We start from the raw sequence: 25,249 nt of genomic DNA, 5'->3' as shown, positions 1-25,249 counted from the left end.
CAAAAATACCGTAACCAACTAACGCGCCACAGCGCAGGCTTCTTTAAGCCTTATTATATCATATGCAGCGCTGTATTGTTACAATACACCCTCGCAAAAAATTTTAGGAACTGTATGGCTGCTATACAAGAAAGGAAAACTGCCGCAAGGATTATCCAATGTCGTTTTGACACGGGAATTTTCCTTGCGGCAGTCTTTTTTATTTTACGTTTTTACTTTCATTCTGCGCCTCACAGCGACGTCACGCCGCAGGCAAAGCGCGCGGCTTGCGCTCTTTTACTTTTCAAAAACAACTGCGTAACTATTTAAGAAACCGGAGCGCTGGTTTTCAATTAAAATTTTATCGGCTTCTTCCACGGAAATAATTACGTCGCATTTGTTAGTTGCGCGTTCCTGCAAGCCGACGATTTTTACAATCAAAGGATTGCTGCCCGCGCGCGTCGTACCGAGTCCGATACCCTGCCAATTATCCGCGCCTTCGGCATATTCTACAACGCCGTGGGAGATAGCGTAATCCTTATCCACGTTTTGCACGCCGTAAATGGCGCGACCGTTAACGTCGTAAATCGCAGGACAAAAAGTGCGTACTAATTCGCTGCCCTTAGCGTCGATTACCAAGCCTGTATACCCGCCGCCAATATTAGCTTGCGGAGCAGGCTCGTATTCTTTAACGGCTTGAGCGGACGGAGCCGGAGCAGGAGTAGGCGCAGGCGGGTTATCGCCTAATTTAGCGGTAATAGCCGCGTCGGCTACAGACCCCACGCCATACATAGGAACGGACATTACTACATGATAGCCGCCGTCTTCCAAACCCTCACTTACTACCGCTGCGCCCTTAATCATGCCGCTGACTTTAGTTTTTACTACGTCGCTCTGCAGCAAATACATATCCATTGAAGATTCGGCGTCCACTTGTGCGCCTTTAATTATTTCAATCAGATTGCGTTGGGCGTCCATAATAGCCGCGCGTCTGGCCATCATCTTCGCGCGCGGCAGCGGCATATTCGCAGGCATAGCGCCGTAACCGTCCGCCGTCATAACCTCCTGACTTTGTTCCGCCAACGCTACCTTCACGCTTGGTACCACCGAAATATGCGCCTCCGGCAGTATTGCCATACCTACGCTGAACGCCATGCTTAAAACAGATGCCATTACTAATTTTTTCACAAAATTTCCCTCCCTAATTAAGTTTTTGCCAATCATTATACGTCATATCCGCCAAATATTTAGCCGACCTGACGGCGGCGGCTTGAGCGACAAATTCTACGGCTTGTCCTAAATCATGCCTAGTAGCGCTGTAAGTGTCGCTAAAGCTTCCTATCTGTCGATAACCGTCCTGCAACAAACGAACTGCTTCCGCATAAGCCGTGCCGTCCGCATATTCGCTGGCCTGTGTTATTTTTATTTCGCCCACGACGACCAAATTAAGTTCCGGCATTTGCTGCGTGTCCCGCACAATCTGCTCGCGATACGCCGCGTAGGCTAGATCCTGTTGCATACCGTCTACCGCGTCCAACATCGTCATTATCTGGCTGCCTGCCGCGTCGCTGCCCAAAGCTTTAAAATTATACTGTTTAAAAGCTTCTTCATAACGCGTCAAAACTTCGGCCTTAATATCCTGCCGTCGCAAAATATCCGGCATATCGACGACGCGCACTAAAAAGATTGCTTTGTCGCGACGGTTTTCTTTTTGTAGCGTCGTAACTTTTTGCTTTATATTTTCATTTATCATTTGAAAATTTACCGGCACATTACAAAACGCCAAGAGTTTCCCTTCTACCTTTTGCAATTTCAAAATCTGCACGTCGCCTTCGATATACAAATCGTAATCCGCTACTATTTGCTGATAAAGGCTTTCTTTCCCTTCACTGGGAGCGATAAACCTGGCCGCCGCTTTCTTCACCGCTTTTTGTTTAGCGTCTTGCAAAGCGTTTTGCTTAATGTTATCGCCGTCGCCGATAGCCAGCGCTACGCCGCAGCTCTTAACCATAGCGACGGAATAACCCGAAGTTTGTTGTTCGTGAGGCGCATTTGCGTTATCAGCAGCTAAAGCTTGCAAAGGCAACAAAAGCCAAACCAGAGCCAACAATATTTTTTTCAACTCCAACATCGCCTCACCTCAATCTGATAATAGTTTTAGTCGCGCCGATATCGCCGCTGTCTTCGTTGATAGCATTAGGATAATTGGAACGTAATTGCTGCAAAACAGCGCGAACAACGTCTTGCAGCTTATTATATTCCTGCGTATAAACTGCGACGCTAAAGCTATTATCTGCGCCGAAAACGCTCCTGTCCACTTCGCAGTTAGCACTTTCCAACGCAGCCAAAATCGTTTCGCTGTCGCCTACTTTATCATAAAGATTTTGGAAAACAAAAACGGTTTCAATTTCGCGTTTGCCGCCCTGCTCCTCATATTGCACGGTAACGGCGGCTTGTTCTGCCAAACCTTTCGCTGTTTCTTCCAGCGCTAAAGTTTTGGCGTTCGCTTCGGCTTCGTCCGCAGTCATGCCCACAGCCGTAGCGTAGCGCGTCATAGCGTCTACATTGTTAGAATCGTAGCCGATAATTTCAATCGCCGCCTGCGCCGTAGCCACGTAAGCGTTATTGGCAGCTTGCGCAGGCCGCGCCAGGCGCAGCGAGCCGCGCACAATCGCTTTCGCTCCCGTGCCTTCCATTCTGCCAATACGACGCAGTTCCGGATATAGCTGCAGCTTATTCATGCGCAAATTATTCCCGCTGCCTAAAAAATTTAAGATAGCGTCGTTGCGTTTAATTCTACCGAAGCCCTGACTCTTGAGCGCCGCTACCATATAGCTGCTCCAATCCCAGGTTGCGTCGGCATTTTCGTCCGTAATAGCAATATCCATACTGCCGCGCGAGCTGTTGCGGTCAAGCGCGCCTAACATAGTTTTAACGTCCATCTGCGCCGCAGCTATCGGCTTAGCTCCCGCTTCCAAATCCAACACTACCGTAAAATACACGCCGTCGTTGCTTTCTTTAACGACTTTCTTCACGATAACAAAACCTTCGGACTTAGCAACGATATGATCGCGCACCAACAAAAAATTTTCCGTTTCGCTTTCAGCGTTCACGCTCACGCCCACTTGCTGCTCGACAAAAGAACGCATTGCTTCGCGCCGCGCCGCTTCTTTGGCTTTGACCACATTGCCGTTTTCAATGTACGCCATGCCCGTTACGAGCTGCGCGCTGGCAGGCGGCGCGCAAAATATATTGCTCAAGAGCAATGCGCAAAGTGTAAAAAATATACTTTTCTTCATATACTACCCGCTCAAATTATTTTGCTTTGATACTGTTGCCCAACTCCAGAGCCGCGTCGTTGAAAACCTCCAACCAATTTATCTGCACATTAAACGCTAAATCTTTTGGAAGGCGCGTAGTGGAAACAGATTGCGCTTTACATAACGGTTTTGTTTCTTTCGCGCCGACGTACGCCTCTAAATCGGTAATTGATTTTACGTCCAGCATAATGCTATATTGACTAGCAAATCCTGCGTCAACTTTCCAATCGTTTACTTTGATTTTTATTGGAACGTCGCCGCCAGCTTCCTGCGTCGGATCGTATTCCCCAGCGTTAAGCGAAGGCGTCAAATGCTGTACGACCGCTTTCTTCCATTCAGTACCGCTCAGCGTACTAGGCAGTACAATCCCATCGCGATACTTAGCGGAATATTGATTGGTAAAAGTACCAGCTAACACGGCTTTTAATTCCGATGCGTCGCCAAATTTTTGTAAAACTGAATCTGGCAGTTCTACGTTATTTACTTGGTATGTCGGTAAATATGGGTCAGAAAGCTGCTTAGTCAGCTGTTCAGGAAAACTTACTTCCTCAACCAGTTGTTCCATATTATATACGAACTGCTTTTTCAAAATATCATCAGCTAACGGTTCGTTCAAAGCATCTTCTAAACTACCGCCTAAAACAGCTTGATTAGCTAACGGCAAATTATAGAGAATCTTTAAATTAGAGCCGTCGTAAGTACACAGCAAAACATTCAGCTCCGCACGTACCGTATAACTATAGTAATTCAAATTCTTATAGTTAATTACTTTGCTCTTATGCAAATCGCTGGTTACAACCGGAACTAAAGCAATGTAATCTTCCTGCGCCATTTTGCTCTGCACATCGTTATTTTGAAAGCCGTCGATTACTAATGTTTTGAATGGCAGCTTTCCTACCGAACGCAAATATTCCAGCCTGGCGTCCAGCATTTTTCCTATGGCAGCAAGTTCTTCTTGCCCGGCTAAAATAGTCTGCTCTCTGTATTCTACGCCGTCAATCGCTTGCCTGTCCCATAAAATCTGCGGCGCTTCTTGAGCAAAAGAGCTTGCGCTCCCCAGAACGCAAGCCCCCGCTAGCAGAAGCCCATACACTAGCTTCCTTATTGTATTCATAATTATTTTTTATCTACAAAAGCCAGGCATTCGTCGGCGATGCTAGTTACATCCGGCGCAGGAGCATTGGCCATAGCTTCGTCTGTTACGCCGTAATCAGTTTTCATAGCGCCAACAGCTTGATTATAGTCAGAATTTACTTTTTGAGAAGCGGCAGCATATTCAGAACCAAGTTTAAAAGTAGCGATGGCGCCATTTATTTTATTTACGGCGTTAATATCCTTACCAACATTCTTCACAGCAGAGCCGGCTTCCTGTAAAGCTGCCGGTGCGTGAGCAGCGACAAAGCCGTAGTTTACCAAAGCCGCTTGTTGATATACTTTACCTGTTTTGATTGCTCCGGCTAGTTTGTCTACCTGTATTTTATTGGCAGCCGCAGCTTTTTTAGCGTCTTCCGATAATGTTTTGGACGAATTGTCAAATACTGTCTTAGCCTTCTTCAGTTTAGAATTAGAGCCACCCTTTAAAGAGCTTGCTGCTTCCGCCAATTTAGGATCAGCGCACCCCAAAGCTTCACGCACTACCTCTAATGATCTTATTTGAGCATATAAAGCACCTGACGTATAGCGTAAAATTTCAACTTGTTTATTAGTTATATTACTGATATCCACCGGCGCACTCTTTTCTTCCTGCGCGCTAGCGGCGGGAGCTTTCGAACCGCCGCCAATTTTCGGCAGGCCGAACCCAGCCAGGCAAGTAGAAGAAACGCCGACTAAAGCGGCGACAACGGCAGCAGTAACAAATTTTTTCATCATAGATAATTCCTCCTTAATATAGATAGTGCTAAATGCACTTATATTATATACTCTCGTCCCCCCCTGTAAAACAAAAGTCGCGTCGAGCGACTTTTTTTGCCGCGCTGACGCGCGGGCAATAGCATTGAAAGCCTTAGTCACAGAAAATAAATTACGATTAACAAAAGACTGCCGCCAGTAAAGCGTTCCATCAATATATCTTAAGAGGATAATACGCTTGACATCCCTTAAAACAATAACATATAATAAAACTAAGCCGGTTAGGCTGGTTAGGCTAACAATTGTGAGAAAGAAGGGATAGATATGACGCAAGTAAATATGATGGAAGCAAAGAACGATTTATCTAAACTAATTAGAATGTTGGAGACTAACCAGGAAGACGTAATTATTATCGCCAGAAACGGCACCGCCGTCGCTCAAATTACTCTTATTCCTCCGCAGCCTGTAAAGCAACGTTTAGGTATTGCCGCCGGTAAATTTAAAGTGCCAAAGGATTTTATGAAATGGGACGAAGAAGTGGAAAATATGTTTGAGGAAGAATTATGAAACTATTATTAGATACGCATATTTTACTTTGGGCCATCACAAATGATCAAGAATTGACGGAAACGACAAAGGAGCTAATTTTATGCGCCGATAACGATATTTACTTTAGCATAATATCCGTTTGGGAAGTGCAGTTAAAGCATTTGGCACATCCAAAAGCATTACCGATTGACGGCGAGCAGTTTGCTAGTTATTGTAAAGATTCCGGTTTTAAATGCTTACCATTAAACTGCAAACCGATATTTTTATTGAAAAAATTACGGCGTAAACAAGAAAGCGCACCGCACAAAGACCCTTTTGACCGCTTGCTAATTTGTCAGGCGTTAGACGAAAATATGCTTTTCATTACGCACGACCATCTTTTAAACGATTATGACGTAGCTAACGTAGTAAGCGTATAAGTATAGATTTTTATTACCCGTAAGCTACAAGTCTACCAACAAGCGATAAGCAAATTTTTCTTTATTTCCTAAGAAGGAAAACTCTCGACTAACAAAAAAACTGCCGTCTGCGAGCGCCGCGCACTTTACTGCGAAGCGTTCCAGACGACAGTTTTTTTATTTTTTCAGCAGCATTTATTCCACGAGAAAATATTTTGCTACTTTAAGAGTTATCCCGCTCTGGTGTAACAAAACATTATGCAAAGCGCGCTACCTTTTTTACGCCGCCAGCATCTGCTTCCAGAACGGATAGGCGCTCAAAACGATTACCAGCAGCAGCACGAGAAAATCGCCGAAACCGAGCGGCTCGCGCGGCATATTTTTATATGTATTGCTGCCGAAGCCCTTGAGTTCCATGGACAGCGCCAGCGTTTCCGACTTGGCGACCGCGCGCATAACGAGCGGTCGGATTACGACAAGATACGCTAAAAAGCGCTTCACGACGTTGCCACGGTTGGAATAGCCGCGGCAGCTCTGGGCGTCCAGCGTAATTTCGCTGTCCGTCAAAAAGTTGGGCACAAAGCGCAGCGCCGTCGTCAGCATAAAGGCGTACTCGCACGGCATATGGAAACGATCGACTAAAGATTTAGCGATATCCTGAATGCGCGTGCTGGCCAACAAACATAAAAAAGCGATGGTCATAACCAGCATACGCAGGCCGCCGGTCAGCGACACGTCCAACGGCGAACCGAAAAGCAGCTGCAGCAGCACCATCATGCCCGTGAACACCGCCAAACCGCCCAGCGCCGCCATGGTCATGCGGTCGTGCTTGATGTACAGCAGCAGCGCCAGCTCCAAAACCAAAATCGTCGCCACTGCTTCCACCGGCAGGATAAAAACCCAGGCGGTGATAGCCAGCGTCACAATAATTTTTGTAAAGGCAGTCAGCTTCATCTCATTCCGCCTCCTTCCCAACGGCGTCGATAAATTCTTCGGGCGCAGCGGCGTCCACGCCCAGGGCCGCCGCCAGCGACGCCACCGTCGGACGGCGCAGGCCCCAGCCTTCTACCGGCTGGCTGCCGTCGAAAAGTTTTTTCGGCGTGCCGTCGAACACCTTGCAGCCGTTGTGCAGCACAATGGCGCGCTTAGCGTAACGCCGTACAATATCCATATCGTGCGAAATCAAAACGATAGTAATGCCGCGTTTTTCATTGATGGCCTGCAAATAGCGCATCATGCCTTCTTTTTCCAGCGCGTCCTGACCGTTGGTAATCTCGTCTAAAATCAAAGTACGCGGGTTCAGCGCCAAGGCCGCGGCCACGCCCAAACGGCGCTTTTGCCCGAAGGAAAGCAGGCGTGGATATTCTTTTTGCAGCTCCGTCAGGCCCATAGCGTCCAGTGCCTCCAGTGTCTGCCGCTTAATGGTTTCTTCCGTCAGCTTTTTGGCGCGGGGTCCGTAAGCCACCTCGTCGAAAACCGTGTCCTCCAAAATCTGCAAATCGGGATTTTGGAATACATAGCCGATTTTATCGGCCAAATCGGCGGGCTCGCACTTCACAATATCCTCCCCGTCCACCAGCACCTGCCCGCTGCGCGGATGGCACAGCGCCATAAACAAACGGCTCAGCGTCGTTTTGCCGCTGCCGTTATGCCCCAGCAGCGCCACAAATTCGCCGTCGTTAATCAGGCAGTCCATATCGTTAATTACAGGCTGCCCACGCAGGTAAGCAAAATTCACGTCCTTAGCCTCCAGCATCAGTCAGCCCTCCCTTCTTTCGCAACAATGCCATAGGTTTTAAAATCTGCCAGCGCGTCCCGCTCGCTGCGCCAATCGCCCAAATCCAACGACAGCTTTTCCTCCAGCCCCAGCTTAATCTGCCACAAAGCCGGCAGCAGCGGGCGCAGCGCCTTATCCTCGTACATTTTGGGTGCGGCGGCCTCAAAAGCGTCGGCAGCCGCCACCTCGCCCTCCTTGAGCGCAATCATATCGGTAACGTAGGGCAGCAAATAATCCATGCGGTGCTCCACCGCTACGATAGTCGTGCCGTAGCGCTTATGAATATCGTAAACCAATTTATACAGCGACTGCGCGCCGTCCGGGTCCATGGCCGAAACAGGCTCGTCCAGCACGATAATTTCCGGATGCACGGCCAGCGTCGCCGCCAACAGCAAACGCTGCCGCTGCCCGCCGCTCAACTCGTCGAGCTGATAACTTTCGCGTCCCGGCAAACCCACGTCCTCCAAAGCGCGGCTGGTGCGCTCGGCAATTTCCTCCGGCGCAAAGCCGTGGTTCAGCAGCGCAAAGGCCACCTCCTCGCCCGCAGTCAGCGATACCAGCTGGCTTTCGTAATCTTCCATAATAAAGCCCACGCGCATAGCCAAATCGGATACGCGCTTGCCCTTCGTGCTTGCGCCCAGCACCTCTACCTCGCCGCTGTAGCGCCCGCCCATGTAATAGGGCACGATGCCAGTAATCGCCTTGCACAGCGTGGTCTTGCCCGCGCCGCTGGGCCCGGTAATTACGGTAAAGCTTCCCTTTTTGATTTCCAAATTTATATCCCGAAGCGCCAGGACGGCGGAGGATTTATAAGCGAAATAAAAATTTTGCAGCTTGATGACGCTTTCCATTTACTTGCCTCCCTCCTGCACATAAAACAGCTTACGCACCGGCGCGTACAGGAAAAAGGTTATCAGCCCGTTGAGCAGACCGACGACGGCGACAACTGGCAGCATAACGAAAATCCACACGTGCAGCGGCAGCCCCAGCACTAACTTCAAAATAAAAGTAAAAAGGCCGCCGCTTGTCATTGTCGCCAAAAAGCCCGTAACAAACGGGCGCAGCTTCCATTCGCCCAAGCCGGCGCTGAACATGGCCCGCACCAGCAGGCAGCAAACCGTCGCGCCCGCCAGCTCGCTGGCCACATTTCCCAGGGGAAAGGCAGATTTGGACGAGGGCACCAGCGTCAGCCCCGCAATAAAGCCGATGCCGATAGCCTGGGTCAGCTTGGGCCGCGTCAGATTGATAACGATGGAATACATAGCGATAGTCCAGTTAGGAGTCACGCCGCCCACATTGGGGCTCACCGTATGCAGAATAATGCCGATGGCCAGCAGCATAGCGGTAATCGCCACCCAGCGGTAGCCCTCCTGCATGGGCTCCACCTCGATAAGCTGCGGCACGGGCTTGTTTTTTTCATTCATAAATAACGCCTCTCTTTGCCAAAATGGATTGCATTTTATAATCGCGAAAAATTATAGACGTTTTAATTATACTATAAGACTGGCGTTTTGTATCGCAAAAAATAAAAATAGACGCCGCAGGCAACGGCAAGCGTCTATTTTTGTTACATAAATACAAATTTATTTGCTTTTCCACAATTCATTATGGAAGCAGGAATATGCCCCCGTGTGACAGGCTACGCCGCTTTGCTCCGCTTTCACCAAAATGGCGTCGCCGTCGCAATCGTAAAGCAGCTCCACCACCTTCTGTAAATTGCCGCTGGTCGCGCCCTTGTTCCACAGCTCCTGACGGCTGCGGCTCCAAAACCAGGTATACCCTGTCGCCATAGTTTTGCGCAGCGACTCCGCGTTCATATACGCCAGCATCACCACGGCGTTGGTTTTCACATCCTGCACCACGGCCGGCACCAAACCCTTAGCGTCAAACTTAATCTGTGAAATATCTATCTCCATCAGCATATCCTCCTTGCTAAACGGCAGCGCGTTTTATAACCGGACCTCGACGCCGCGGCTGCGCAAATATTCCTTAACCTGACGGATGGTAAAGGTTTTATAATGGAAGACCGAAGCTGCCAGCACGGCGTCCGCGCCCCCCTCGGCCAGCACGTCGTAAAAGTCCTCCAGCCGTCCCGCGCCGCCGCTGGCGATAACGGGCACGTTGACCGCGCTGCTCACGGCCTTCGTCAGCGGAATATCGTAGCCGTTTTTCGTACCGTCGGCGTCCATACTGGTCAGCAAAATTTCGCCTGCGCCCAGGGCTACGCCCCGCTTGGCCCACTCCACCGCGTCGATACCCGTAGGCTTGCGGCCGCCCTGCACGTAAACCTCCCATTTATTTTCGCCGCAGCGGCGGGCGTCGATAGCCAGCACAATGCACTGATTGCCAAAAATGCGCGCGCCCTCGGCAATCAGCTGGGGATTTTTTACCGCCGCCGAATTCAGCGAGGTCTTATCGGCCCCGGCCAGCAAAGCGTTGCGGATATCCTGCACGCTGCCGATGCCGCCGCCTACGGTCAGGGGCATGAACACCTGCCCCGCAGTTTTGCGGATCACGTCCAGCATGGCCTTGCGCTCCTCAAAGGTAGCCGTAATATCCAAAAACACCAGCTCGTCGGCTCCCTCCGCGTCGTAAGCCGCAGCCCGCTCCACCGGGTCGCCGGCGTCGCGCAGTCCCACAAAATTGGTGCCCTTCACCACGCGCCCTTCCTTCACGTCCAGGCAAGGAATAATTCTTTTCGTCAGCATGCTATTCCTCCTTCGCCAAAGCCAAAGCTTCCCGCAAATCCACAGCGCCGGTGTAAATGGCCTTGCCGATAATACAGCCCGTTACGCCGTCTGCTTCCACCGCCTTCACCCGGCGGATATCCTCCAGCGAGGCCACGCCGCCGCTGGCGATAATTTCTATGCCGCAGGCGCGGGCCAAAGCCGCCGTCGCCTCCGCATTAACGCCGCTCAACATGCCGTCGCGGCTGATATCCGTAAAAATAATCTTATCCACGCCGTAAGCCGCCATCTGCTTGGCCAGCTCCACAGCGGGCACGCCGCTGCCCCGGCCCCAGCCCTCGATGGCTACGTCGCCGTTTTTCGCGTCGATGCCCACGGCAATATGGCCGGGGTATTGGCGGCAGGCTTCGGCCACCAGCTCTGGGTTTTTCACCGCCGCGCTGCCTAAAATAACACGCTGCACGCCCAGTGTCAGCAGCTTGTCGATGGCCTGCATATTGCGGATGCCGCCGCCAAGCTGCACCGGCAGCTTAACGCTTTGCAGAATGCGCTCAATGACAGGCAAATTTTTGCCCTCGCCGGCCAAAGCGCCGTCCAAATCCACCAAATGCAGCCACTGCGCGCCGCAAGCGGCCCATTTAAGAGCCATCTCCGCCGGGTCGTCGGCAAAAACAGTTTCGGCGTCGAAGCGCCCTTCGGTCAAACGCACGCAGCGTCCGCCGCGAATATCGATAGCAGGATAAATAATCATAAATTCCACTCCTTAAAAGCCCGCAGCAGGCTCATGCCTGCCCGGCTGGATTTTTCCGGATGAAATTGAAAGGCCTGCACATTGCCCCGTCCAACGGAAGCCGTAACCTCCATGCCGTAATCGCAGACCGCCGTAACCAGCGACGCGTCCTCCGGCACGCAGTGAAAGCTGTGGACGAAATACACGTACTGCCCCTCCGCACCTGTCATTAACGGCGACGGGCTGCGCAAGGCCAGCCGGTTCCAGCCCATGTGCGGAATTTTATAAGCGGTACTCAAATATTTTACCTGACCTTTAAAAAAGCCTAACCCTGCCACTCCGGGAGCTTCGTCGCTGCCCTCGAACAGCACCTGCATCCCCAGGCAAATGCCTAAAAAGGGCTTGCCGCCGTGCAAAGCGTCCATAATAACGGGAATCAGCCCGGATTTTTGCAGATTGGCCATGCAGTCGCCAAAAGCGCCCACACCCGGCAGAATAATTTTTTCGGCAGCGGCGATAACGTCCCTGTCCTGGGTTACCACCGGCTCGCCGCCCACCGCGGCAACGGCGTTGCTGACGCTGTACAGATTGCCCATGCCGTAATCGATAATCGTAATTTTATTGCTCATTAAGCTGTTCTCCTTAAACAGTTTATTTCTCCTACAGGCTGCCCTTGCTGCTCATAACGCCGTGGACGCGGCTGTCCAGAGCCACGGCCTCGGCTAAAGCTCTAGCGAAGCCCTTAAAAATAGCTTCAATTATATGGTGGGTATTTTTGCCGTAAAGCACGCGGATGTGCAGCGTCAGCCCGGCGTTAACGGCCACGGCCCGGAAAAATTCCTCGGTCATTTCCGCGTCGTAAATGCCCAGCTGCACCTTGGGAATATCGGCGTCAAAAACTAAATAGGGGCGGCCGCTGAAATCAAGGCACACCTGCACCAGCGCCTCATCCATGGGCAGAAAGCAGTTGCCGTAGCGGTGGATGCCCGCCTTATCGCCCACGGCTTCCTTTAAGGCCTGCCCCAGCACGATGCCGCAGTCCTCCACCGTATGGTGGCTGTCCACGTCCAGATCGCCCGCGGCCTGCACCATTAAATCGCTGAAGCTGTGCTTGGCCAGCAGGGTCAGCATGTGGTCAAAAAAGCCGATGCCCGTATTGACGTCGCAGCTGCCGCTGCCGTCCAGGCACCATTCCGCGCTGACGCCGGTTTCCAAAGTTTTGCGTTCTACCGTACCGCTTCTCATAGCTTACCTCCCTCCGCGTCGATGCACAGTTCCGTCAGGCAGGCCAGAATCCGTTTATTTTCCTCCGGCAGGCCCACGGTAATGCGCAGGCAGCCCGTCAGCACTGGATGGCCGGTAAAATCGCGCACTAAAATACTGTTTTGCAGCAAATATTTAAAAAGCATTTTGCCGCTGGCAGCCTGCTCGCTTAGTCCGTCGCCGTATCTAGCGGCATACAGCTGCGCCAGCTGCTGCATCAGCCGACCTTCGGCCCGCAACAGCACGAAATTCGTCGCCGTGGGCCACACCCGCAGCCCCAGCTTTTGCATATAAGCCGCCATTTTGTCGCGCTCCTCGCGGATCAGCTTAATGCGCGATTTGTACAGCTCTTTATTTTCGTAAACGGTTTTCGCCGCCATCAGGCTGTAAGCGTTGACGTGGTAAGGCAGCAGCGCCTTGCCCAGCTGGCGCATCAAACCCGCCGCGCCCACGGCGTAGCCGCAGCGCAGCCCCGCCAGACCGTAAGCCTTGGAAAAGGTGCGAAAGACCATAAGATTACCGTAGCGCCCCACAAGGCTCATGGTGGAACCGGCCACCAGCCACAGCTTGTTCAGCGGCCGCATATCGTTGGGCGGCAGCTCCTTGCCGTCGGCAAATTCCATATAGGCCTCGTCCATAATTACGGGGCAGTCCACGTTGGCGATAATTTTTTCCATCGCGGCCAGGCTGTTGTAATTGCCCGTAGGGTTGTTGGGATTGCAGACGATGAGCAGCGACGGCTGCTGCTCCTTACACAAAGCGATGACCGCGTCCGCGTCCACATAGCCTTCCTCGGTCAGCGGATAGCGCAGCGTTTCGCTTTCGCTGAGGTCGGCGTATTCACCGTACATGGAAAAAGAGGGCCAGGGCACGGCGATTTTTTTGCCGGGCCCGCCGAAAACGTAGCAGGCTTTTTCCAGCAGCTCGCTGGAGCCGTTGCCGACTTTGACGCAATCGGCGTCCACTCCCAGCTCGTCGGCAATAGTCTGGCATAAATTTTCGCCCTTAATCGGCGGATAGCGGTTAAAGGGAAAGTGAGCCGTGCGCGCCGTTATGGCGGCGGCCACCTCCTCCGGCAGCGGGTAATTGCTTTCGTTGGCGTTGACGATGATGTCGGCGGCTACGCTTTCTACGGCGTATTCCTCCATTGACTCGATGCTTTTGCGTACAGAAAACTCTTGCATTTTATTTCTCCTTGCCTACGCGCTTGCGGATAGCGTTGGCGTGAGCCTCGAGGCCCTCGGCCTCCGCTAAAGTAATGATATCGTCGGCGGCGGCGAAAAGAGCCTCCGCCGTATAAGCGATAATGCTGGTTTTTTTCATAAAGGTTTCCACGTTGAGCACGGAATAGAATTTAGCCGTGCCGCCGGTGGGCAGCACATGGTTGGGTCCCGCGTAATAATCGCCCAAGGGCTCCGGCGAATAAGCGCCCATGAAGATAGCTCCGGCGTTGCGGATGTAAGGCATAACCTCGAAGGGAGCCTTGGTCATAATTTCCAAATGCTCCGGCGCGGATAAATTAGCCATTTCGATTACCGTGGCCAAATCCTTGGCCAAAATAATTTTTCCGGCCTGGGCCAGCGACGTTCCGGCGATTTCCTTACGGGGCAGCTTGTCCAGCTGCACTTCAATTTCCTCGGCTACGGCATTGGCCACCCGCTCGCTGTCCGTTACTAAAATAGCGCAAGCCAGCGGGTCGTGCTCCGCCTGGCTTAATAAATCGGCGGCCAGATAAACCGGGTCGGCGCTGTCGTCGGCCACGATTAAAATTTCGCTGGGTCCGGCCAACATATCGATATCCACATGGCCGATGACGGTTTTTTTCGCCAGCGTGACGAAAATATTGCCGGGGCCGGTGATTTTTTCCACCTTCGGTACGGTTTCCGTGCCGAAGGCCAGCGCAGCCACCGCCTGAGCGCCGCCCATTTTATAAATTTCGGTCACGCCGATAAGCTTGGCCGTAACCAGTACGTTAGCGTTGACCTTGCCATCCCTTCCGGGCGGTACGGCCATGACGATACGTGGCACGCCGGCCACCTTCGCCGGGCAGGCGTTCATCATCACGGACGAAGGGTAAGCGGCGGTGCCGCCGGGAACGTAAATGCCCACGGAATCCACCGGCGTCACCTTCTGCCCCAGCAACGAGCCGTAAGGACGGTTGGTCAGCCAGGTTTTGGGCATTTGCTCCTCGTGGAATTTCATGACGTTGGCGACGGCCCGCTGCAGCGCGGCCTTCACCTCCGGCTTCACAATGGCTTCGGCTTCGGCAAATTCCGCTTCGGTGACGCGGATATTTTCCGGCGTCAGCTCCGCCTTATCGATCAGCCGGGTGTAATAAAATAATTTAGCGTCGCCTTCGGCGCGCACATCGGCCACAATCTGCTCCACCACCTGGGCGGCGGTCATGTGCCGACCGAACATAGCGTCCGTGCCCGCCTGAATCCGCGGGGACAGCTCCACCTCGTCGAAAGATTTTTTCTTCATCAAAGCGGCGATTTCTGCCGCAGTCATTTTTCTGGCGTCGGTAACCTGCATTTTTATTTGTCCTCCTCATTTAAAACAGTGCGCAAATCTTCCACCAGCTTATGCAGTCTGGCAAATTTCAGCTTAAAGCTGGCGCGGTTGGCGATCAGCCGGGCCGTAGCGATAAAAATGGAATCCACCTCGGCCAATTTATTTTCTTTCAGGGTGCGCCCTGTTTCTACAATATCCACAATCATTTCGCTGAGTCCCACGATAGGCCCTAATTCGATGGAGCCGTTCAGCTTGACGATTTCCGTTTGAATGCCCAATTTATTAAAATAAGCCTTGGCGCAGTTGGGATACTTCGTCGCCACCCGCAGATGCGCGTAATCCTTCAGCGACGGGCGCAGCTTGGCCTCCGGCACGGCCATCATCAGGCGGCAGCGGCCGAAGCCCAAATCCAGCAGCTCCACTACGTCCTTATCCTGCTCCAGCAGTACGTCCTTGCCGATAATGCCGATATCGGCGGCGCCGTATTCCACATAGGTGGGTACGTCCACCGTTTTGGCGATGATGAAGCGCACCTTGGTTTCTTCGTTGCTGATGACCAGCTTGCGGGAATCCTCCGTAACATTTTCCGCGCTGTAGCCAACCTTGGCCAGCAGGCGCACAGCCTTATCAAACAGCTTGCCCTTGGGCAAGGCTATAGTAATATATTCGTCCATGGCAGTTCCTACCTTTCCTCAGGATACATAAACCAAACTGCTGCAGCAGTATTCTTTTACGGCGGCGGCAGCGGCGGCCAAATCCATGGCTTCGGTACACAGCTTCACGCTTCGCCCTTCGCCCCGCAAGGCCACGGCCTTGGCGATAGCCTCCGGCAGCTTGCCCTCGCTCCAGGCCACCAGAACGTCCCAGCTGCGCACGGCACTGACTAAACCGCTGCGCTCCAAAGCCAGCGCCACGCGGTCCACGCCCAGGGCGAAGCCCGTCGCCGGACAGCTCAGGCCAAAATCTTCCATCATTTTATCGTAACGGCCGCCGCCGGCGATGGGGTAGCCCATTTCCGGCAGATAAGCTTCAAACAACATTCCCGTATAATAATCCAGCGAACGGTACAGACCTAAATCGAAGCTCAGATAGCGAGCCGCGCCGTAGGCTTCCACCAATTCGTAAATGCGCTGCAAATCCTGCAAAGCGCTCAAACATTGAGGATTGGTAACGAGGCCGCGCACCCGCTCCAGCAGCTCCGCGCCGCCCTGCAAAAAAAGCAAATCGGCCAGCAGCCGCTTAATTTCCGGACGGATATTACCCATGGCCTCCGCCATCTGCTGCATCCCCACGGCGTCGTGACGGCGCAGGCAAGTTTTTAATCGATTGACTTGCCCCGCGTCAAAGCCGGCCTCCTGCGCCAAGCCGTTAATAAAATCCACGTGGCCCAGGCTGATGGCAAACTGCTGCACGCCGGCGGCCTGCAAGGCTTCCGCCGCCAGCACGATAATTTCCGCGTCGGCAGCGGGGCCGCTGGCTCCCAAAAGCTCCACGCCGGCCTGCTCGAATTCGCACTGCCGCCCGGCCTGGATTTCTTCGTAACGATACAAATTAGCCAAATAACACAAACGCTTAATAGGCTCGCCGCCCTGCAGGCGCGTGGCCGTCAGGCGGGCGATGGGCGCTGTCATATCGCTGCGCAGCGCCAGCAAATTATTATCGCGGTCGAAAAAGCGAAAATCGCCTTTCGTGCCCACTTTGCCCAAAGTGTCCGCATATTCAAAATCCGGAGTTTTCACCTCGTCGTAGCCCCACTTATCAAAAACGCGGATGATGGCATCCTCAATGCGCCGCCGCGCTTTCATTTCGCCCGGCAAAATATCCTTCGTACCGTAAGGCACCTGATAGACCTTATTCGTCATCCTTCTTCTCTCCTTCTAAAACCTTCATCACCGAATTATAACCGTCGGCGCCGTAGACCAGGCAGCGCTTGACCCGCGAAATAGTAGCCGTACTGGCGCCGGTCTTTTCCACAATAGCTTCGTAAATGCAGCCCTCGTTCAGCATGCGCGCTACCTCCAAACGCTGGGCCATCGCCTTCAGCTCGCTGATAGTGCAGATATCCTCAAAAAATTTATAGCATTGCTCTTCATCTTTTAAACTTAAAATCGCTTTGAATAATTGATCCGTCAAATGATCGTGAATATTAGCAGCCATATTCGTCCTCCTGTCCGCTTGCGCGCTTTGAACTTTAATATACAACTCGTAAAAATACTTTAATACTTTATCTTGTGAAAGTCAAGAAAAATTTTATTTTTGATATTTTTGTTGACAAACCTAGCAAATAGATGTATTATTAACTCACTAACTTCACAGAGATTTCATCAAGAGTAGCTGAGGGACTGGCCCGATGAAGCTACGGCAACCACACCCCGGTGAACGGTGCCAATTCCAACGGAGTTTTCCGGCAGATGAAGCTATACAAACGCAAGCTGTATCCTTCACCGTGCCGGTGAAGGATTTTTCTGTATCATACCCCAATTCTGCCCAAGAAAGGATCAGCAAGATGATAGAATTAGTTAACGTAGAAAAAACCTACTTTAGTAAAGCGGGCGATATCCACGCCCTGCACAAGACCAATCTCAGCATCAAGGCCGGCGAAATTTTCGGCATCATCGGCTTGTCCGGCGCAGGCAAATCCACGCTGGTACGCTGCATCAATATGTTGGAAAAGCCCACCGCAGGCAAGGTTTTCGTCGACGGCGCGGAGCTGACCGCCATGAACGACGCGCAGCTGCGCAAGGCTCGCCAAAGCATCGGCATGATCTTCCAGCATTTCAATTTGCTGACCAGCCGCACCGTTTACGATAATATCGCCTTCCCGCTGGAAATTCAGGGACTCGGCAAAGCGGAAATCGACAAACGCATCCGCCCGCTGCTGGAGCTGGTGCAGCTGGAAACCCGCGCCGATTATTATCCCAGCCAGCTTTCCGGCGGCCAAAAGCAGCGCGTCGGCATCGCCCGCGCTCTGGCCAGCAACCCCAAGGTGCTGCTCTGCGACGAAGCCACCTCCGCCCTGGACCCGCAGACCACCAAATCCATTTTGGAGCTGCTGCAGGATATCAATAAAAAATTAAATCTGACCATCGTGCTCATCACGCACCAGATGGAGGTTGTAAAAACTATCTGCGACCGCGTAGCCGTAATTGAAAACGGCGATATCATCGAGGAAGGCTCCATGGTCGACGTCTTTACCAATCCCCAGCATCCCACCACCAAGGAATTTACCAAAAGCGTTATCAACGCCGAAATTCCCGAAATGGTTAAGAATAAAAATCTCAGCGCTACTTATAAGGAAGGCAGCAAGCTGATCGTGCGCCTTTCCTTCATCGGCGATTCCGCAGGCGAGCCCATCGTTTCCGGTATGGTTAAGCGCTTCGACGTAGATGTCAGCATTTTGTACGGCAACATCGATCAGCTCAAGGACGTTCCCTTCGGCACTTTGATTATTGAAATTAACGGCACCGAGGGCGGCATCAAAAACGCTTTGGAATATCTGCACCAGCAAAATCTGAAAACGGAGGTAATCGGCTATGAGTCCTGATATGCTGAATCTTTTATTAAAATCCTTTTGGGAAACCTGCTACATGGTAATTTCTTCCACTATCTTATCCACGCTGATCGGCATTCCCTTAGGCGTAATTTTAACCGTCACCCGCAAGGAGCACATCCTGCCCAATCAGGCGGTCAATAGTATTTTAGGCGCAGTGGTCAACGCTACGCGCTCCACGCCCTTCATTATTTTAATGGTAGCCATCATTCCCCTGACCCGCATGATCGTGAGCTCCTCCATCGGCACCACCGCGGCCATCGTCCCGCTGACGATTTCGGCGGCTCCGTTTATTGCCCGTATCATCGAATCCTCGCTGTTGGAAATCAACCCCGGCATTATTGAAGCGGCGCAGGCTATGGGCGCCAGCCCCATGCAGATCATCACCAAAGTGCTGTTGCCAGAATCGCTGCATTCCATCGTTTTGGGCGTAACGCTGGCGATTATCAGCTTAATCGGCTATTCCGCCATGGCGGGTACGCTTGGCGGCGGCGGCTTGGGCGACCTTGCTATCCGCTACGGCTACCAGCGTTTCCAGATGGACGTTATGCTGGCCACAGTCGTAGTCCTGATCGTTATGGTACAGGCTATGCAATCCCTGGGCGATTACGCTTCCAAGAAGCTGAACAAAAACAAATTATAATTTTAATCCAACGATTGCCAGGTCGGGAAAGCGCGCTTCCCGCCCAGCTATAAATTTAACAACACATTACGAGGAGGCATAACAATGAATAAATTAAGCAAAATTTTAATCACCGTCGCTCTTTGCGCCCTGACTTTACTTGCTGCAGGCTGCGGCGACGACAGCAAAGAAGCCAAAAAAGCTGACCCCAGCGCGCCGGTAAAAATCGGCGTAACCGCAGGACCCCACGCGGAAATTATGGACAATGTTAAAAAGCTGGCCGAAAAGGACGGTCTGAAAATCGAAGTCGTGGAATTTTCCGATTTCGTTTCTCCCAACGTGGCTCTGAGCCAGAACGAGCTATTTGCCAACAGCATGCAGCACGCTCCCTATCTGGCCGCTACCTTAAAGAAGGAACCTAAATTTGAATTGGTTGAAGTTTTCAAAACCGTAAACTTCCCCATGGCTATTTATTCCAGCAAATACAAAAAGGTTGAGGATATCCCGGCCGGCGCTATTATCGGCATCCCCAACGACCCGTCCAACGGCGCGCGCGCTCTGCTGATGCTGGCCGATAAGAGCTTCATCGAGCTGAAGGATAAAAATTCCGTCACCGCCACCGTGGCCGATATTACGAAGAACGAAAAGAATTACCAAATCCGCGAGCTGGACGCGGCTTCCATTCCCAAGGCTATGCCCGATCTGGATATCGCCGTTATCAACGCCAACTACGCTTTGGTAGCGAACCTGAATCCCACGAAGGATTCGCTGCTCATCGAGCGCCCCGACAACCCGTTCCTGAATATTTTCGTTACGACTAAAGCCAACGCAGGCGACCCGCGCATCGCGCAGCTGAAAAAAATCTATCAATCCGCAGAAAACAAAAAATTTATCGAGGACCATTTCAAGGGAACTATCACCACCGGCTTTTAATTGAAGCGACAAAAATCCGCAGCTTATCCGGCTGCGGATTTTTTATTTCGCTTACGTTTTTAATTTACAACAGACGTTCCAAAAATTGCTGCAGCAGGCTGAAGCAGCAAAAGAAAATCACCGCGCTTTGCAAAATAACGCTTAGCGCAACAGCGGCAGATTGCCGGTCAGCCTGGCGATTTGCTTTTTGCCGCCGCATAACATCAAGCCAAAATAATTCAGCGCGTTGCCGTCGGCAGCGCGCATTTTGTTTATAAACTCGTCGTAGGTTTTGCAACCCTGCGCCAAATCCGAAAAATCCACTGCGATAACTCCGGCAAATTCTTCTTCGTTAAGCCTCCTGCGTAATTCCGCCAACAGCAGTTTATTTCCGGCCAGCACGGGCACGGGTATGGTCACAATGCCCAAATGCTTCTGCCCCTCGCCGTCGTAAACGTCCGACCCTACAATCTCCGGCAATTTGCTGCCCAAGGTTACGCCTAAAATAGCCGCCGTATTAGCTAATAAGCCCAACGGCAGCTCCGCGTCTAAAACTAAAACGCATTTCTCATTTTTATTATCCATCGACTTTTTACATCTCCTATCAGCTTTTCCAGCCCGATATAAACAAGCCCGTCATAGCCAGCGCCGTCCCCGCCGCTGTAGTCAAGGTAAAAGGCTCGCGCAAAATTACCGCCGCAGCCGTCACCGTAATAACCGGCACCAAATAAATATACACACTGGTCCGCAGCGGCCCTAAAATTTTTACCGCATAATTCCAGGTTACAAAGCACAGCGCCGAAGCCCCCAGCCCCAAAAAAAGCAGATTGCCCAGGTACAAAGGCTGCCGCAGCGCCGCCCAATTCCAGGCAGTATCTGACAAGGCCGCGCAGGGCAGCATAAACAGCAGGCCGTAAGCAAAAATTCGCCGCGTCGCCAAAATGGTGGGATAGCCATAGGCGGCGATTTTTTGCATCAGCAGGGAATAGCAGGCCCACACCAGCGCCGCCGCCAAGGCCAGACCGTCGCCCAAGGGATTGAACGCCAGCCGCGTCCCGTGAAAGCTCAGCAGGCAAACGCCAACCATAGCCGTAATAAAGCCGACGAAAAACCACCGCGTCAGACCGCGGCGGTTTTTGGCCGCCGCGCACTCCAGCAGCGCCGTTAAAAAGGGAGCCGCCGAAATAATCACGCCCACGTTGGAAGCCAGCGTATAGGTCAAGGCGATATTTTCCAAAAGATAGTACAGGCAAATGCCGCAGAGCCCTGCCACCGCCAACGTCAGCTCCTGCTTAGAGTTTTGCGTCCGCAAAAACTTCGGTCGCGCCAGCCACAACGCCGCAAAGCCTAAAACGAAACGCAAAAATAAAATTTCCACCGGCGTCAGCGTCGTCAACAAAATTTTGGTAGCGATAAAGGTTGTACCCCAAATCAAAATAGTGAACAGCGCGGCCAAATGCCCGCTCCCGCAATTATTCATATTCCCGCCCCGCTTTCAGAAACATTTCCCGGTAGCTGCCCGGCGTCAGCCCGATAAAATTGGTAAAGGTATTGGTAAAATGGCTTTGGTCGGCAAAGCCCGTCAGCAGCGCGGCCGTCGCAGGCGTTTCTCCGCTCTCCAAAAGCTTCTGCGCCCGGCTTACGCGCACGGTCTGCAAATAACGGTAGGGCGTAACGCCCTTGGCCCGCGTAAAGCTGCGCAGCAGCGAGGATTTGCTGAGCCCGGCCGCCCGGCAGATATTTTCCAGCGTCAGACGTTGGGCAAACTGCTCCTGCATATACGCGCAGGCCTTTTCCACCGCCGTATCGCTGGCCGCGGCCGCAGGGCAGGACGCCGCGCCGTAACGCTCCAGGAGCAGCGACGCCAACAGCAGCAGCGCCTCCTCTTTGGCAAAAGCCTGCGCTCCGTTCATAATCAAAGCGTGCAGCGAGCGCAGATAATAGGCGGCCTCCCTGTCGCTGACTACCGCAGGCGCAAAACGCGGCAGCTGTTCCGAGCCGGTAAGCTCCTGCGCCAGCCGCGCCATAGTTTCCGGCGGCACGTTCAGCGCCAAATAATGCAGTGCCGCCTCCGAGCTTTGCACGCAGCCGTGATCGTCCCCCGGATTAAATAAAACCGTCTCCCCCGCCGCCAGCGTCAGCTGCTTGCCGCAGCAGGTCAGCAGCCGCTCGCCCTGCGCCGCATAGCCCCACACATAGTAAGCGTGGAAATGCTGAGGAAAGCTCTGGGCCACGCCCTCAAAGCTGTAAGCCTCCAAATGCAGCTGTTCGTCGTAACGTATCGTGCGGCTGCCTTGCTTCACGGCCCCGCCTCCCTTCTTTAATAATCTAAATGCAGTCTGTAAAATCTTCGCCAGGCGATATCTGCATATTTTTTATTGTATACCTTACTACCCGCAGGCATCTTGTAAAATATCGTCAAAATTTGCGCGCAGCTTTATTTTTATAGCGAACTTTCTTTTCCCCTCGCGTTGCGCGATAGGAAAGCTAAAAAGAGCGCTTCTGCAAAATTTGACTTTTTTAAAGATTATAGCTATAATAATAAATGAAAGAGGTACTACCGATAGACGGTTGTCCCCAAAATTTTAGTTACAAAAAATAACCGCTAGTTTTGGTCGACGTGGCGGTTATTTTTTTGCATTTCTTCCAATCATATAACCCAAGCTAATGCAAGCGATTACTAAACTAAGTAACGCTAATATCTCAAGTATATTCATGGTATCACCCTCTTTCCGCATTGATTTCCCGTAGCAAAGGCTATGGGATTTCTTTGTTTAGAGGGCTGCACCCTCTTAATAAGAGGGACACCGCCTACCGTTCAGTAGTACCTGTACAATATTATAACATTCTCCACCCAAGCGCGCAATATTATACGGACACAAGTTCGCACAACGCGCGCGTTTCTTTTAAAAACGCAGCCGCCGCTTTGCTTAAAGGCTGGTAACGCCGCCAAGCCAAATCGATGTCCATTTCTACTTGCGGCGACAGCGGTACAAAACGCAGCTTGTCGCTGACGCCCACCAGTAATTTATCCAGGCATACGGCGCAGCCGAAGCCTTCCTCCACGAGCAGCGCCGCGTTAAATAATAAATTATATGTTCCTACTATGCGCAGTTTATCTGGCTGCAGCTGAAACCATTGCTGCAAATTGTGCAGCACAGTTTCCTGACTGCTGACTAAAAGCGGCAGGCCCTGCAAATCCTGCGCCGTCAAATTTTCCCGCTTCGCCAAAATGGAATCGCGGCGCACCAGCACCCCCCAGCGGTCGGTAACAGGAAGCCGCAGCGTTTCGTACTTCTGCAAATTGGTCGGCTGAATGAACAAGCCAAAATCCAGCAGTCCCTTGTCCAGGCGTTCTTTAACATTTTCCGCGTTACCGCTGTACAAATCTACTTTAATATCGGGATATTTTAAGCGCAGCCGTTGCGCTGCCTGCGCCAGCAAACGCATACCGTCGCTTTCGCCGCAGCCTATCTGCACCGTCCCGCTGATTTCGCTTTCGTCCTCTTGCAGCTCCTGCCAGGCTTTATCAGCCAAGGCCAGCAAATCCTCCGCCCGGTTGCGCAAAAGCTGTCCCTTATCCGTCAAGACTATCTTCTGCGTTTTATTGCCGCGAATAAAAAGCTGCGCGCCTACTTCCTCTTCTAATTCTTTCAGCTGGCGCGACAGGGTGGGCTGCGTCAGATGCAGCGTTTCCGCGGCAGCTACGATGCCCCCCTCCCGCACAACTGTTAAAAAATAGCGCAATACCCGTAATTCCATGGCTGCACCTCCAGTGCTTTTATTATAGCACATTGGCAGCATAGTTTAAAATCGCCCCGCTTTCTTCCAATAAAAATACCGCCGACAGCGCACGTCGGCGGCAGTGATTTTTTAGCGTTTGCTTATCCCTCGCCTTTAGTCCAGATATTTATGGAAGAAAGAACCCAGCTTGGCGAAGGGAATGAGGTTTACGCGGTCGTATAAATCGACGTGGCCCGCGCCCTTCACTAAATACAATTCCTTCGGTTCGGCCGCGCGGCGATAGGCGTCCTCGCTGAACTCCAAGGAATGCGCCTTGTCCCCGGCGATAAAGAGCAGCGGTCGCGGCGCAATAGTTTCAATATCGTTGAAGGGATAGAAATTCATAAAGCTTACGAAGCTGGTCAACGTCGGATGGGTAGTAGTTTGCGGATTTGCGCCCGGCGGCGTTACCTCTCCGCGCTCAGTACGGTAAAAATCAAAAAATTCCTTTTCAATAGCCGACGATTTATCGGTAATTTCGTGAACAGTACCGCTGGTATATTCCTTCTCGCCGCCCAAAAATTCCTTATAGCGCTGCTCCGCCGCCGCTGCCGCAAGCTGCTTGCGCTGCTCCAGGGTGGTGCTGTGACGCAGACCGTCGCGCACAGCCGCGCCCATATCGTACATGCTAACGGTAGCCAAAGCTTTAATGCGCGGGTCAATCTTAGCGGCGCTGATAGCAAAGCTGCCGCTGCCGCAAATACCGATAACGCCAATCTTCTCCCGGTCAATAAAACTGCGCGTGCCTAAATAATCCACGGCGGAGCTGAAAGCGTCGGCATAAGCCGCCGTATTCACAGAATTGCGCGGCGTCCCCTCGCTGCCGCCCCAATACGGCAGGTCGATGGACAGAGTGACAAAGCCGCGCTCCGCCAGCTTCTGCGCGTACAAATCGGCGCTTTGTTCTTTGACTGCGCCCATGGGGTGCCCTACGATAATCGCGCTGTATTTTTTGTCGGCCTGCATTTGCTTAGGCAGGTATAAATTCCCGGCGATTTTCAAATCGTACAGGCTCTTAAAGCTGACGCTGCGTTTTTCCAGCTCGGCGCTTTGATAAAAATTAGCGGCGTCCGCAGGCTTTTGCGGCTCATAAGCTGCTCCCGCAGCGCCGCACACAGCTAACGTCAACCCTAACGCCAGCAAGCCCGCCAGTTTTTTCATTCTGCTCATCTTCATAATCAATCTACCTCCTCAAAATATTTTTCATCTGCAAAATATATCTCTCGAACTATCTTCATTATAATGGCAGTCGCACTCTATATCAAATACTTATTCTTTACGCTATAATATGCTTTCAAGGCATATATTTTTTTGTTT

28 protein-coding genes, 1 pseudogene and 1 riboswitch are annotated in these 25,249 nt (G+C 52.1%); of the genes and pseudogenes, 5 read left to right on the top strand and 24 right to left on the bottom strand.

Translation table 11 applies throughout. The annotated features are described in order from the left end of the window. Window positions 1–276: 276 nt before the first annotated feature. The 5 genes from Q4E64_RS06455 to Q4E64_RS06435 are packed head-to-tail and all read right to left on the bottom strand — an operon-like array spanning window position 277 to window position 5,480. Window positions 277–1,167 (bottom strand): LPP20 family lipoprotein, encoded by an 891-nt coding sequence (locus Q4E64_RS06455; protein WP_303166932.1) that lies wholly within the window; start codon window positions 1,165–1,167, stop codon window positions 277–279. Window positions 1,168–1,180: 13 nt separating this feature from the next. Beyond that, complete coding sequence (locus tag Q4E64_RS06450) at window positions 1,181–2,101, bottom strand: hypothetical protein (protein WP_303166931.1); 921 nt, start codon at window positions 2,099–2,101, stop codon at window positions 1,181–1,183. 13 nt (window positions 2,102–2,114) lie between these two features. Next, the gene (locus Q4E64_RS06445) at window positions 2,115–3,239 is read right to left on the bottom strand and encodes a hypothetical protein (protein ID WP_303166930.1); all 1,125 of its coding nucleotides are present in this window, start codon (window positions 3,237–3,239) and stop codon (window positions 2,115–2,117) included. A gap of 55 nt (window positions 3,240–3,294) precedes the next feature. After that, window positions 3,295–4,413: a hypothetical protein gene (locus Q4E64_RS06440; RefSeq protein WP_303166929.1), complete on the bottom strand. Its 1,119-nt coding sequence runs from the start codon at window positions 4,411–4,413 to the stop codon at window positions 3,295–3,297. 2 nt (window positions 4,414–4,415) lie between these two features. Further along, window positions 4,416–5,480, bottom strand: coding sequence for a hypothetical protein (locus Q4E64_RS06435; protein ID WP_303166928.1), 1,065 nt, complete (start codon window positions 5,478–5,480; stop codon window positions 4,416–4,418). A 6-nt stretch (window positions 5,481–5,486) separates the two neighbouring features. Here Q4E64_RS06435 and Q4E64_RS06430 point away from each other — a divergent pair, with 6 nt between their 5' ends. Beyond that, window positions 5,487–5,714 carry a type II toxin-antitoxin system Phd/YefM family antitoxin gene (locus tag Q4E64_RS06430; protein WP_303166927.1) on the top strand — a complete coding sequence of 76 codons (228 nt, stop codon included), beginning with the start codon at window positions 5,487–5,489 and terminating at the stop codon, window positions 5,712–5,714. Further along, on the top strand, window positions 5,711–6,115 hold the full coding sequence (locus tag Q4E64_RS06425) for a type II toxin-antitoxin system VapC family toxin (protein WP_303166926.1): 405 nt from the start codon (window positions 5,711–5,713) through the stop codon (window positions 6,113–6,115). The genes Q4E64_RS06430 and Q4E64_RS06425 overlap by 4 nt, the downstream gene beginning before the upstream one ends. Window positions 6,116–6,373: 258 nt before the next feature. Here Q4E64_RS06425 and Q4E64_RS06420 read toward each other — a convergent pair whose 3' ends face one another. The 14 genes and pseudogenes from Q4E64_RS06420 to Q4E64_RS06355 form a co-directional block, all read right to left on the bottom strand. After that, the gene (locus Q4E64_RS06420) at window positions 6,374–7,048 is read right to left on the bottom strand and encodes an energy-coupling factor transporter transmembrane component T (RefSeq protein ID WP_303166925.1); all 675 of its coding nucleotides are present in this window, start codon (window positions 7,046–7,048) and stop codon (window positions 6,374–6,376) included. A gap of 1 nt (window position 7,049) precedes the next feature. After that, window positions 7,050–7,850: an energy-coupling factor ABC transporter ATP-binding protein gene (locus tag Q4E64_RS06415; RefSeq protein ID WP_303166924.1), complete on the bottom strand. Its 801-nt coding sequence runs from the start codon at window positions 7,848–7,850 to the stop codon at window positions 7,050–7,052. After that, complete coding sequence (locus tag Q4E64_RS06410; RefSeq protein ID WP_303166923.1) at window positions 7,850–8,722, bottom strand: energy-coupling factor ABC transporter ATP-binding protein; 873 nt, start codon at window positions 8,720–8,722, stop codon at window positions 7,850–7,852. The genes Q4E64_RS06415 and Q4E64_RS06410 overlap by 1 nt, the downstream gene beginning before the upstream one ends. Next, complete coding sequence (locus Q4E64_RS06405; RefSeq protein ID WP_303166922.1) at window positions 8,723–9,295, bottom strand: tryptophan transporter; 573 nt, start codon at window positions 9,293–9,295, stop codon at window positions 8,723–8,725. Window positions 9,296–9,481: 186 nt separating this feature from the next. Next, a pseudogene (gene hisI / locus Q4E64_RS06400) lies at window positions 9,482–9,787 on the bottom strand (phosphoribosyl-AMP cyclohydrolase); the annotation flags it as partial. Window positions 9,788–9,820: 33 nt separating this feature from the next. Then, window positions 9,821–10,579, bottom strand: coding sequence for an imidazole glycerol phosphate synthase subunit HisF (gene hisF, locus Q4E64_RS06395; protein WP_303166920.1), 759 nt, complete (start codon window positions 10,577–10,579; stop codon window positions 9,821–9,823). Between the two features lies 1 nt (window position 10,580). Beyond that, window positions 10,581–11,309 (bottom strand): 1-(5-phosphoribosyl)-5-[(5-phosphoribosylamino)methylideneamino]imidazole-4-carboxamide isomerase, encoded by a 729-nt coding sequence (hisA, locus tag Q4E64_RS06390; RefSeq protein ID WP_303166919.1) that lies wholly within the window; start codon window positions 11,307–11,309, stop codon window positions 10,581–10,583. Continuing rightward, window positions 11,306–11,917: an imidazole glycerol phosphate synthase subunit HisH gene (gene hisH / locus Q4E64_RS06385; RefSeq protein WP_303166918.1), complete on the bottom strand. Its 612-nt coding sequence runs from the start codon at window positions 11,915–11,917 to the stop codon at window positions 11,306–11,308. Before hisH ends, hisA begins: the two co-directional genes overlap by 4 nt. Window positions 11,918–11,948: 31 nt before the next feature. Then, window positions 11,949–12,533, bottom strand: a complete 585-nt coding sequence (gene hisB / locus Q4E64_RS06380) for an imidazoleglycerol-phosphate dehydratase HisB (RefSeq protein ID WP_303166917.1) — start codon at window positions 12,531–12,533, stop codon at window positions 11,949–11,951. Next, window positions 12,530–13,735 carry a histidinol-phosphate transaminase gene (locus tag Q4E64_RS06375; RefSeq protein ID WP_303166916.1) on the bottom strand — a complete coding sequence of 402 codons (1,206 nt, stop codon included), beginning with the start codon at window positions 13,733–13,735 and terminating at the stop codon, window positions 12,530–12,532. Before Q4E64_RS06375 ends, hisB begins: the two co-directional genes overlap by 4 nt. A 1-nt stretch (window position 13,736) precedes the next feature. Continuing rightward, complete coding sequence (gene hisD, locus Q4E64_RS06370) at window positions 13,737–15,086, bottom strand: histidinol dehydrogenase (protein ID WP_303166915.1); 1,350 nt, start codon at window positions 15,084–15,086, stop codon at window positions 13,737–13,739. A gap of 2 nt (window positions 15,087–15,088) precedes the next feature. Continuing rightward, window positions 15,089–15,739: an ATP phosphoribosyltransferase gene (hisG, locus tag Q4E64_RS06365; protein WP_303166914.1), complete on the bottom strand. Its 651-nt coding sequence runs from the start codon at window positions 15,737–15,739 to the stop codon at window positions 15,089–15,091. Between the two features lie 18 nt (window positions 15,740–15,757). Then, window positions 15,758–16,927: an ATP phosphoribosyltransferase regulatory subunit gene (hisZ, locus tag Q4E64_RS06360; RefSeq protein WP_303166913.1), complete on the bottom strand. Its 1,170-nt coding sequence runs from the start codon at window positions 16,925–16,927 to the stop codon at window positions 15,758–15,760. Beyond that, on the bottom strand, window positions 16,917–17,222 hold the full coding sequence (locus Q4E64_RS06355; RefSeq protein WP_303166912.1) for a YerC/YecD family TrpR-related protein: 306 nt from the start codon (window positions 17,220–17,222) through the stop codon (window positions 16,917–16,919). The genes hisZ and Q4E64_RS06355 overlap by 11 nt, the downstream gene beginning before the upstream one ends. Before the next feature lie 161 nt (window positions 17,223–17,383). Next, window positions 17,384–17,483, top strand: a riboswitch (SAM riboswitch). A gap of 88 nt (window positions 17,484–17,571) precedes the next feature. On the opposite strand from Q4E64_RS06355, the gene Q4E64_RS06350 reads away from it, so the two are divergent. The 3 genes from Q4E64_RS06350 to Q4E64_RS06340 all read left to right on the top strand — a co-directional run bounded on the left by Q4E64_RS06350 (window position 17,572) and on the right by Q4E64_RS06340 (window position 20,170). After that, a complete protein-coding gene (locus Q4E64_RS06350) occupies window positions 17,572–18,609 on the top strand; it encodes a methionine ABC transporter ATP-binding protein (protein ID WP_303166911.1) in 1,038 nt (345 codons plus the stop codon). Then, window positions 18,599–19,258: a methionine ABC transporter permease gene (locus tag Q4E64_RS06345; protein WP_303166910.1), complete on the top strand. Its 660-nt coding sequence runs from the start codon at window positions 18,599–18,601 to the stop codon at window positions 19,256–19,258. Before Q4E64_RS06350 ends, Q4E64_RS06345 begins: the two co-directional genes overlap by 11 nt. Before the next feature lie 84 nt (window positions 19,259–19,342). Beyond that, the gene (locus tag Q4E64_RS06340; RefSeq protein ID WP_303166909.1) at window positions 19,343–20,170 is read left to right on the top strand and encodes a MetQ/NlpA family ABC transporter substrate-binding protein; all 828 of its coding nucleotides are present in this window, start codon (window positions 19,343–19,345) and stop codon (window positions 20,168–20,170) included. A 141-nt stretch (window positions 20,171–20,311) separates the two neighbouring features. On the opposite strand, the gene Q4E64_RS06335 is transcribed toward Q4E64_RS06340, so the two are convergent. The 5 genes from Q4E64_RS06335 to Q4E64_RS06315 all read right to left on the bottom strand — a co-directional run bounded on the left by Q4E64_RS06335 (window position 20,312) and on the right by Q4E64_RS06315 (window position 25,108). Then, window positions 20,312–20,734 carry a DUF2000 domain-containing protein gene (locus tag Q4E64_RS06335; RefSeq protein WP_303166908.1) on the bottom strand — a complete coding sequence of 141 codons (423 nt, stop codon included), beginning with the start codon at window positions 20,732–20,734 and terminating at the stop codon, window positions 20,312–20,314. Window positions 20,735–20,753: 19 nt separating this feature from the next. Next, a complete protein-coding gene (locus Q4E64_RS06330; protein WP_303166907.1) occupies window positions 20,754–21,629 on the bottom strand; it encodes a DMT family transporter in 876 nt (291 codons plus the stop codon). Beyond that, window positions 21,622–22,452 carry an AraC family transcriptional regulator gene (locus tag Q4E64_RS06325; RefSeq protein ID WP_303166906.1) on the bottom strand — a complete coding sequence of 277 codons (831 nt, stop codon included), beginning with the start codon at window positions 22,450–22,452 and terminating at the stop codon, window positions 21,622–21,624. Before Q4E64_RS06325 ends, Q4E64_RS06330 begins: the two co-directional genes overlap by 8 nt. Window positions 22,453–23,017: 565 nt before the next feature. Further along, window positions 23,018–23,911, bottom strand: a complete 894-nt coding sequence (locus tag Q4E64_RS06320) for a LysR family transcriptional regulator (RefSeq protein WP_303166905.1) — start codon at window positions 23,909–23,911, stop codon at window positions 23,018–23,020. 135 nt (window positions 23,912–24,046) lie between these two features. After that, window positions 24,047–25,108: an alpha/beta hydrolase gene (locus Q4E64_RS06315; RefSeq protein ID WP_303166904.1), complete on the bottom strand. Its 1,062-nt coding sequence runs from the start codon at window positions 25,106–25,108 to the stop codon at window positions 24,047–24,049. Window positions 25,109–25,249 lie beyond the last annotated feature (141 nt).

This window comes from Phascolarctobacterium sp. (genome assembly GCF_030531065.1).
Classification (GTDB): Bacteria; Bacillota; Negativicutes; order Acidaminococcales; family Acidaminococcaceae; genus Phascolarctobacterium_A.
This window is presented reverse-complemented; position numbering and strand designations above follow the sequence as displayed.

Excerpts from the sequence above, each read along its gene's own strand:
- Q4E64_RS06440 (WP_303166929.1), bottom strand. The coding sequence starts at position 4,413 with ATGAATACAATAAGGAAGCTAGTGTATGGGCTTCTGCTAGCGGGGGCT.
- Q4E64_RS06430 (WP_303166927.1), top strand. The coding sequence starts at position 5,487 with ATGATGGAAGCAAAGAACGATTTATCTAAACTAATTAGAATGTTGGAG.
- Q4E64_RS06425 (WP_303166926.1), top strand. The coding sequence starts at position 5,711 with ATGAAACTATTATTAGATACGCATATTTTACTTTGGGCCATCACAAAT.
- Q4E64_RS06420 (WP_303166925.1), bottom strand. The coding sequence starts at position 7,048 with ATGAAGCTGACTGCCTTTACAAAAATTATTGTGACGCTGGCTATCACC.
- Q4E64_RS06415 (WP_303166924.1), bottom strand. The coding sequence starts at position 7,850 with ATGCTGGAGGCTAAGGACGTGAATTTTGCTTACCTGCGTGGGCAGCCT.
- Q4E64_RS06410 (WP_303166923.1), bottom strand. The coding sequence starts at position 8,722 with ATGGAAAGCGTCATCAAGCTGCAAAATTTTTATTTCGCTTATAAATCC.
- Q4E64_RS06405 (WP_303166922.1), bottom strand. The coding sequence starts at position 9,295 with ATGAATGAAAAAAACAAGCCCGTGCCGCAGCTTATCGAGGTGGAGCCC.
- hisF (WP_303166920.1), bottom strand. The coding sequence starts at position 10,579 with ATGCTGACGAAAAGAATTATTCCTTGCCTGGACGTGAAGGAAGGGCGC.
- hisA (WP_303166919.1), bottom strand. The coding sequence starts at position 11,309 with ATGATTATTTATCCTGCTATCGATATTCGCGGCGGACGCTGCGTGCGT.
- hisH (WP_303166918.1), bottom strand. The coding sequence starts at position 11,917 with ATGAGCAATAAAATTACGATTATCGATTACGGCATGGGCAATCTGTAC.
- hisB (WP_303166917.1), bottom strand. The coding sequence starts at position 12,533 with ATGAGAAGCGGTACGGTAGAACGCAAAACTTTGGAAACCGGCGTCAGC.
- Q4E64_RS06375 (WP_303166916.1), bottom strand. The coding sequence starts at position 13,735 with ATGCAAGAGTTTTCTGTACGCAAAAGCATCGAGTCAATGGAGGAATAC.
- hisD (WP_303166915.1), bottom strand. The coding sequence starts at position 15,086 with ATGCAGGTTACCGACGCCAGAAAAATGACTGCGGCAGAAATCGCCGCT.
- hisG (WP_303166914.1), bottom strand. The coding sequence starts at position 15,739 with ATGGACGAATATATTACTATAGCCTTGCCCAAGGGCAAGCTGTTTGAT.
- hisZ (WP_303166913.1), bottom strand. The coding sequence starts at position 16,927 with ATGACGAATAAGGTCTATCAGGTGCCTTACGGTACGAAGGATATTTTG.
- Q4E64_RS06355 (WP_303166912.1), bottom strand. The coding sequence starts at position 17,222 with ATGGCTGCTAATATTCACGATCATTTGACGGATCAATTATTCAAAGCG.
- Q4E64_RS06350 (WP_303166911.1), top strand. The coding sequence starts at position 17,572 with ATGATAGAATTAGTTAACGTAGAAAAAACCTACTTTAGTAAAGCGGGC.
- Q4E64_RS06345 (WP_303166910.1), top strand. The coding sequence starts at position 18,599 with ATGAGTCCTGATATGCTGAATCTTTTATTAAAATCCTTTTGGGAAACC.
- Q4E64_RS06340 (WP_303166909.1), top strand. The coding sequence starts at position 19,343 with ATGAATAAATTAAGCAAAATTTTAATCACCGTCGCTCTTTGCGCCCTG.
- Q4E64_RS06335 (WP_303166908.1), bottom strand. The coding sequence starts at position 20,734 with ATGGATAATAAAAATGAGAAATGCGTTTTAGTTTTAGACGCGGAGCTG.
- Q4E64_RS06330 (WP_303166907.1), bottom strand. The coding sequence starts at position 21,629 with ATGAATAATTGCGGGAGCGGGCATTTGGCCGCGCTGTTCACTATTTTG.
- Q4E64_RS06320 (WP_303166905.1), bottom strand. The coding sequence starts at position 23,911 with ATGGAATTACGGGTATTGCGCTATTTTTTAACAGTTGTGCGGGAGGGG.
- Q4E64_RS06315 (WP_303166904.1), bottom strand. The coding sequence starts at position 25,108 with ATGAAGATGAGCAGAATGAAAAAACTGGCGGGCTTGCTGGCGTTAGGG.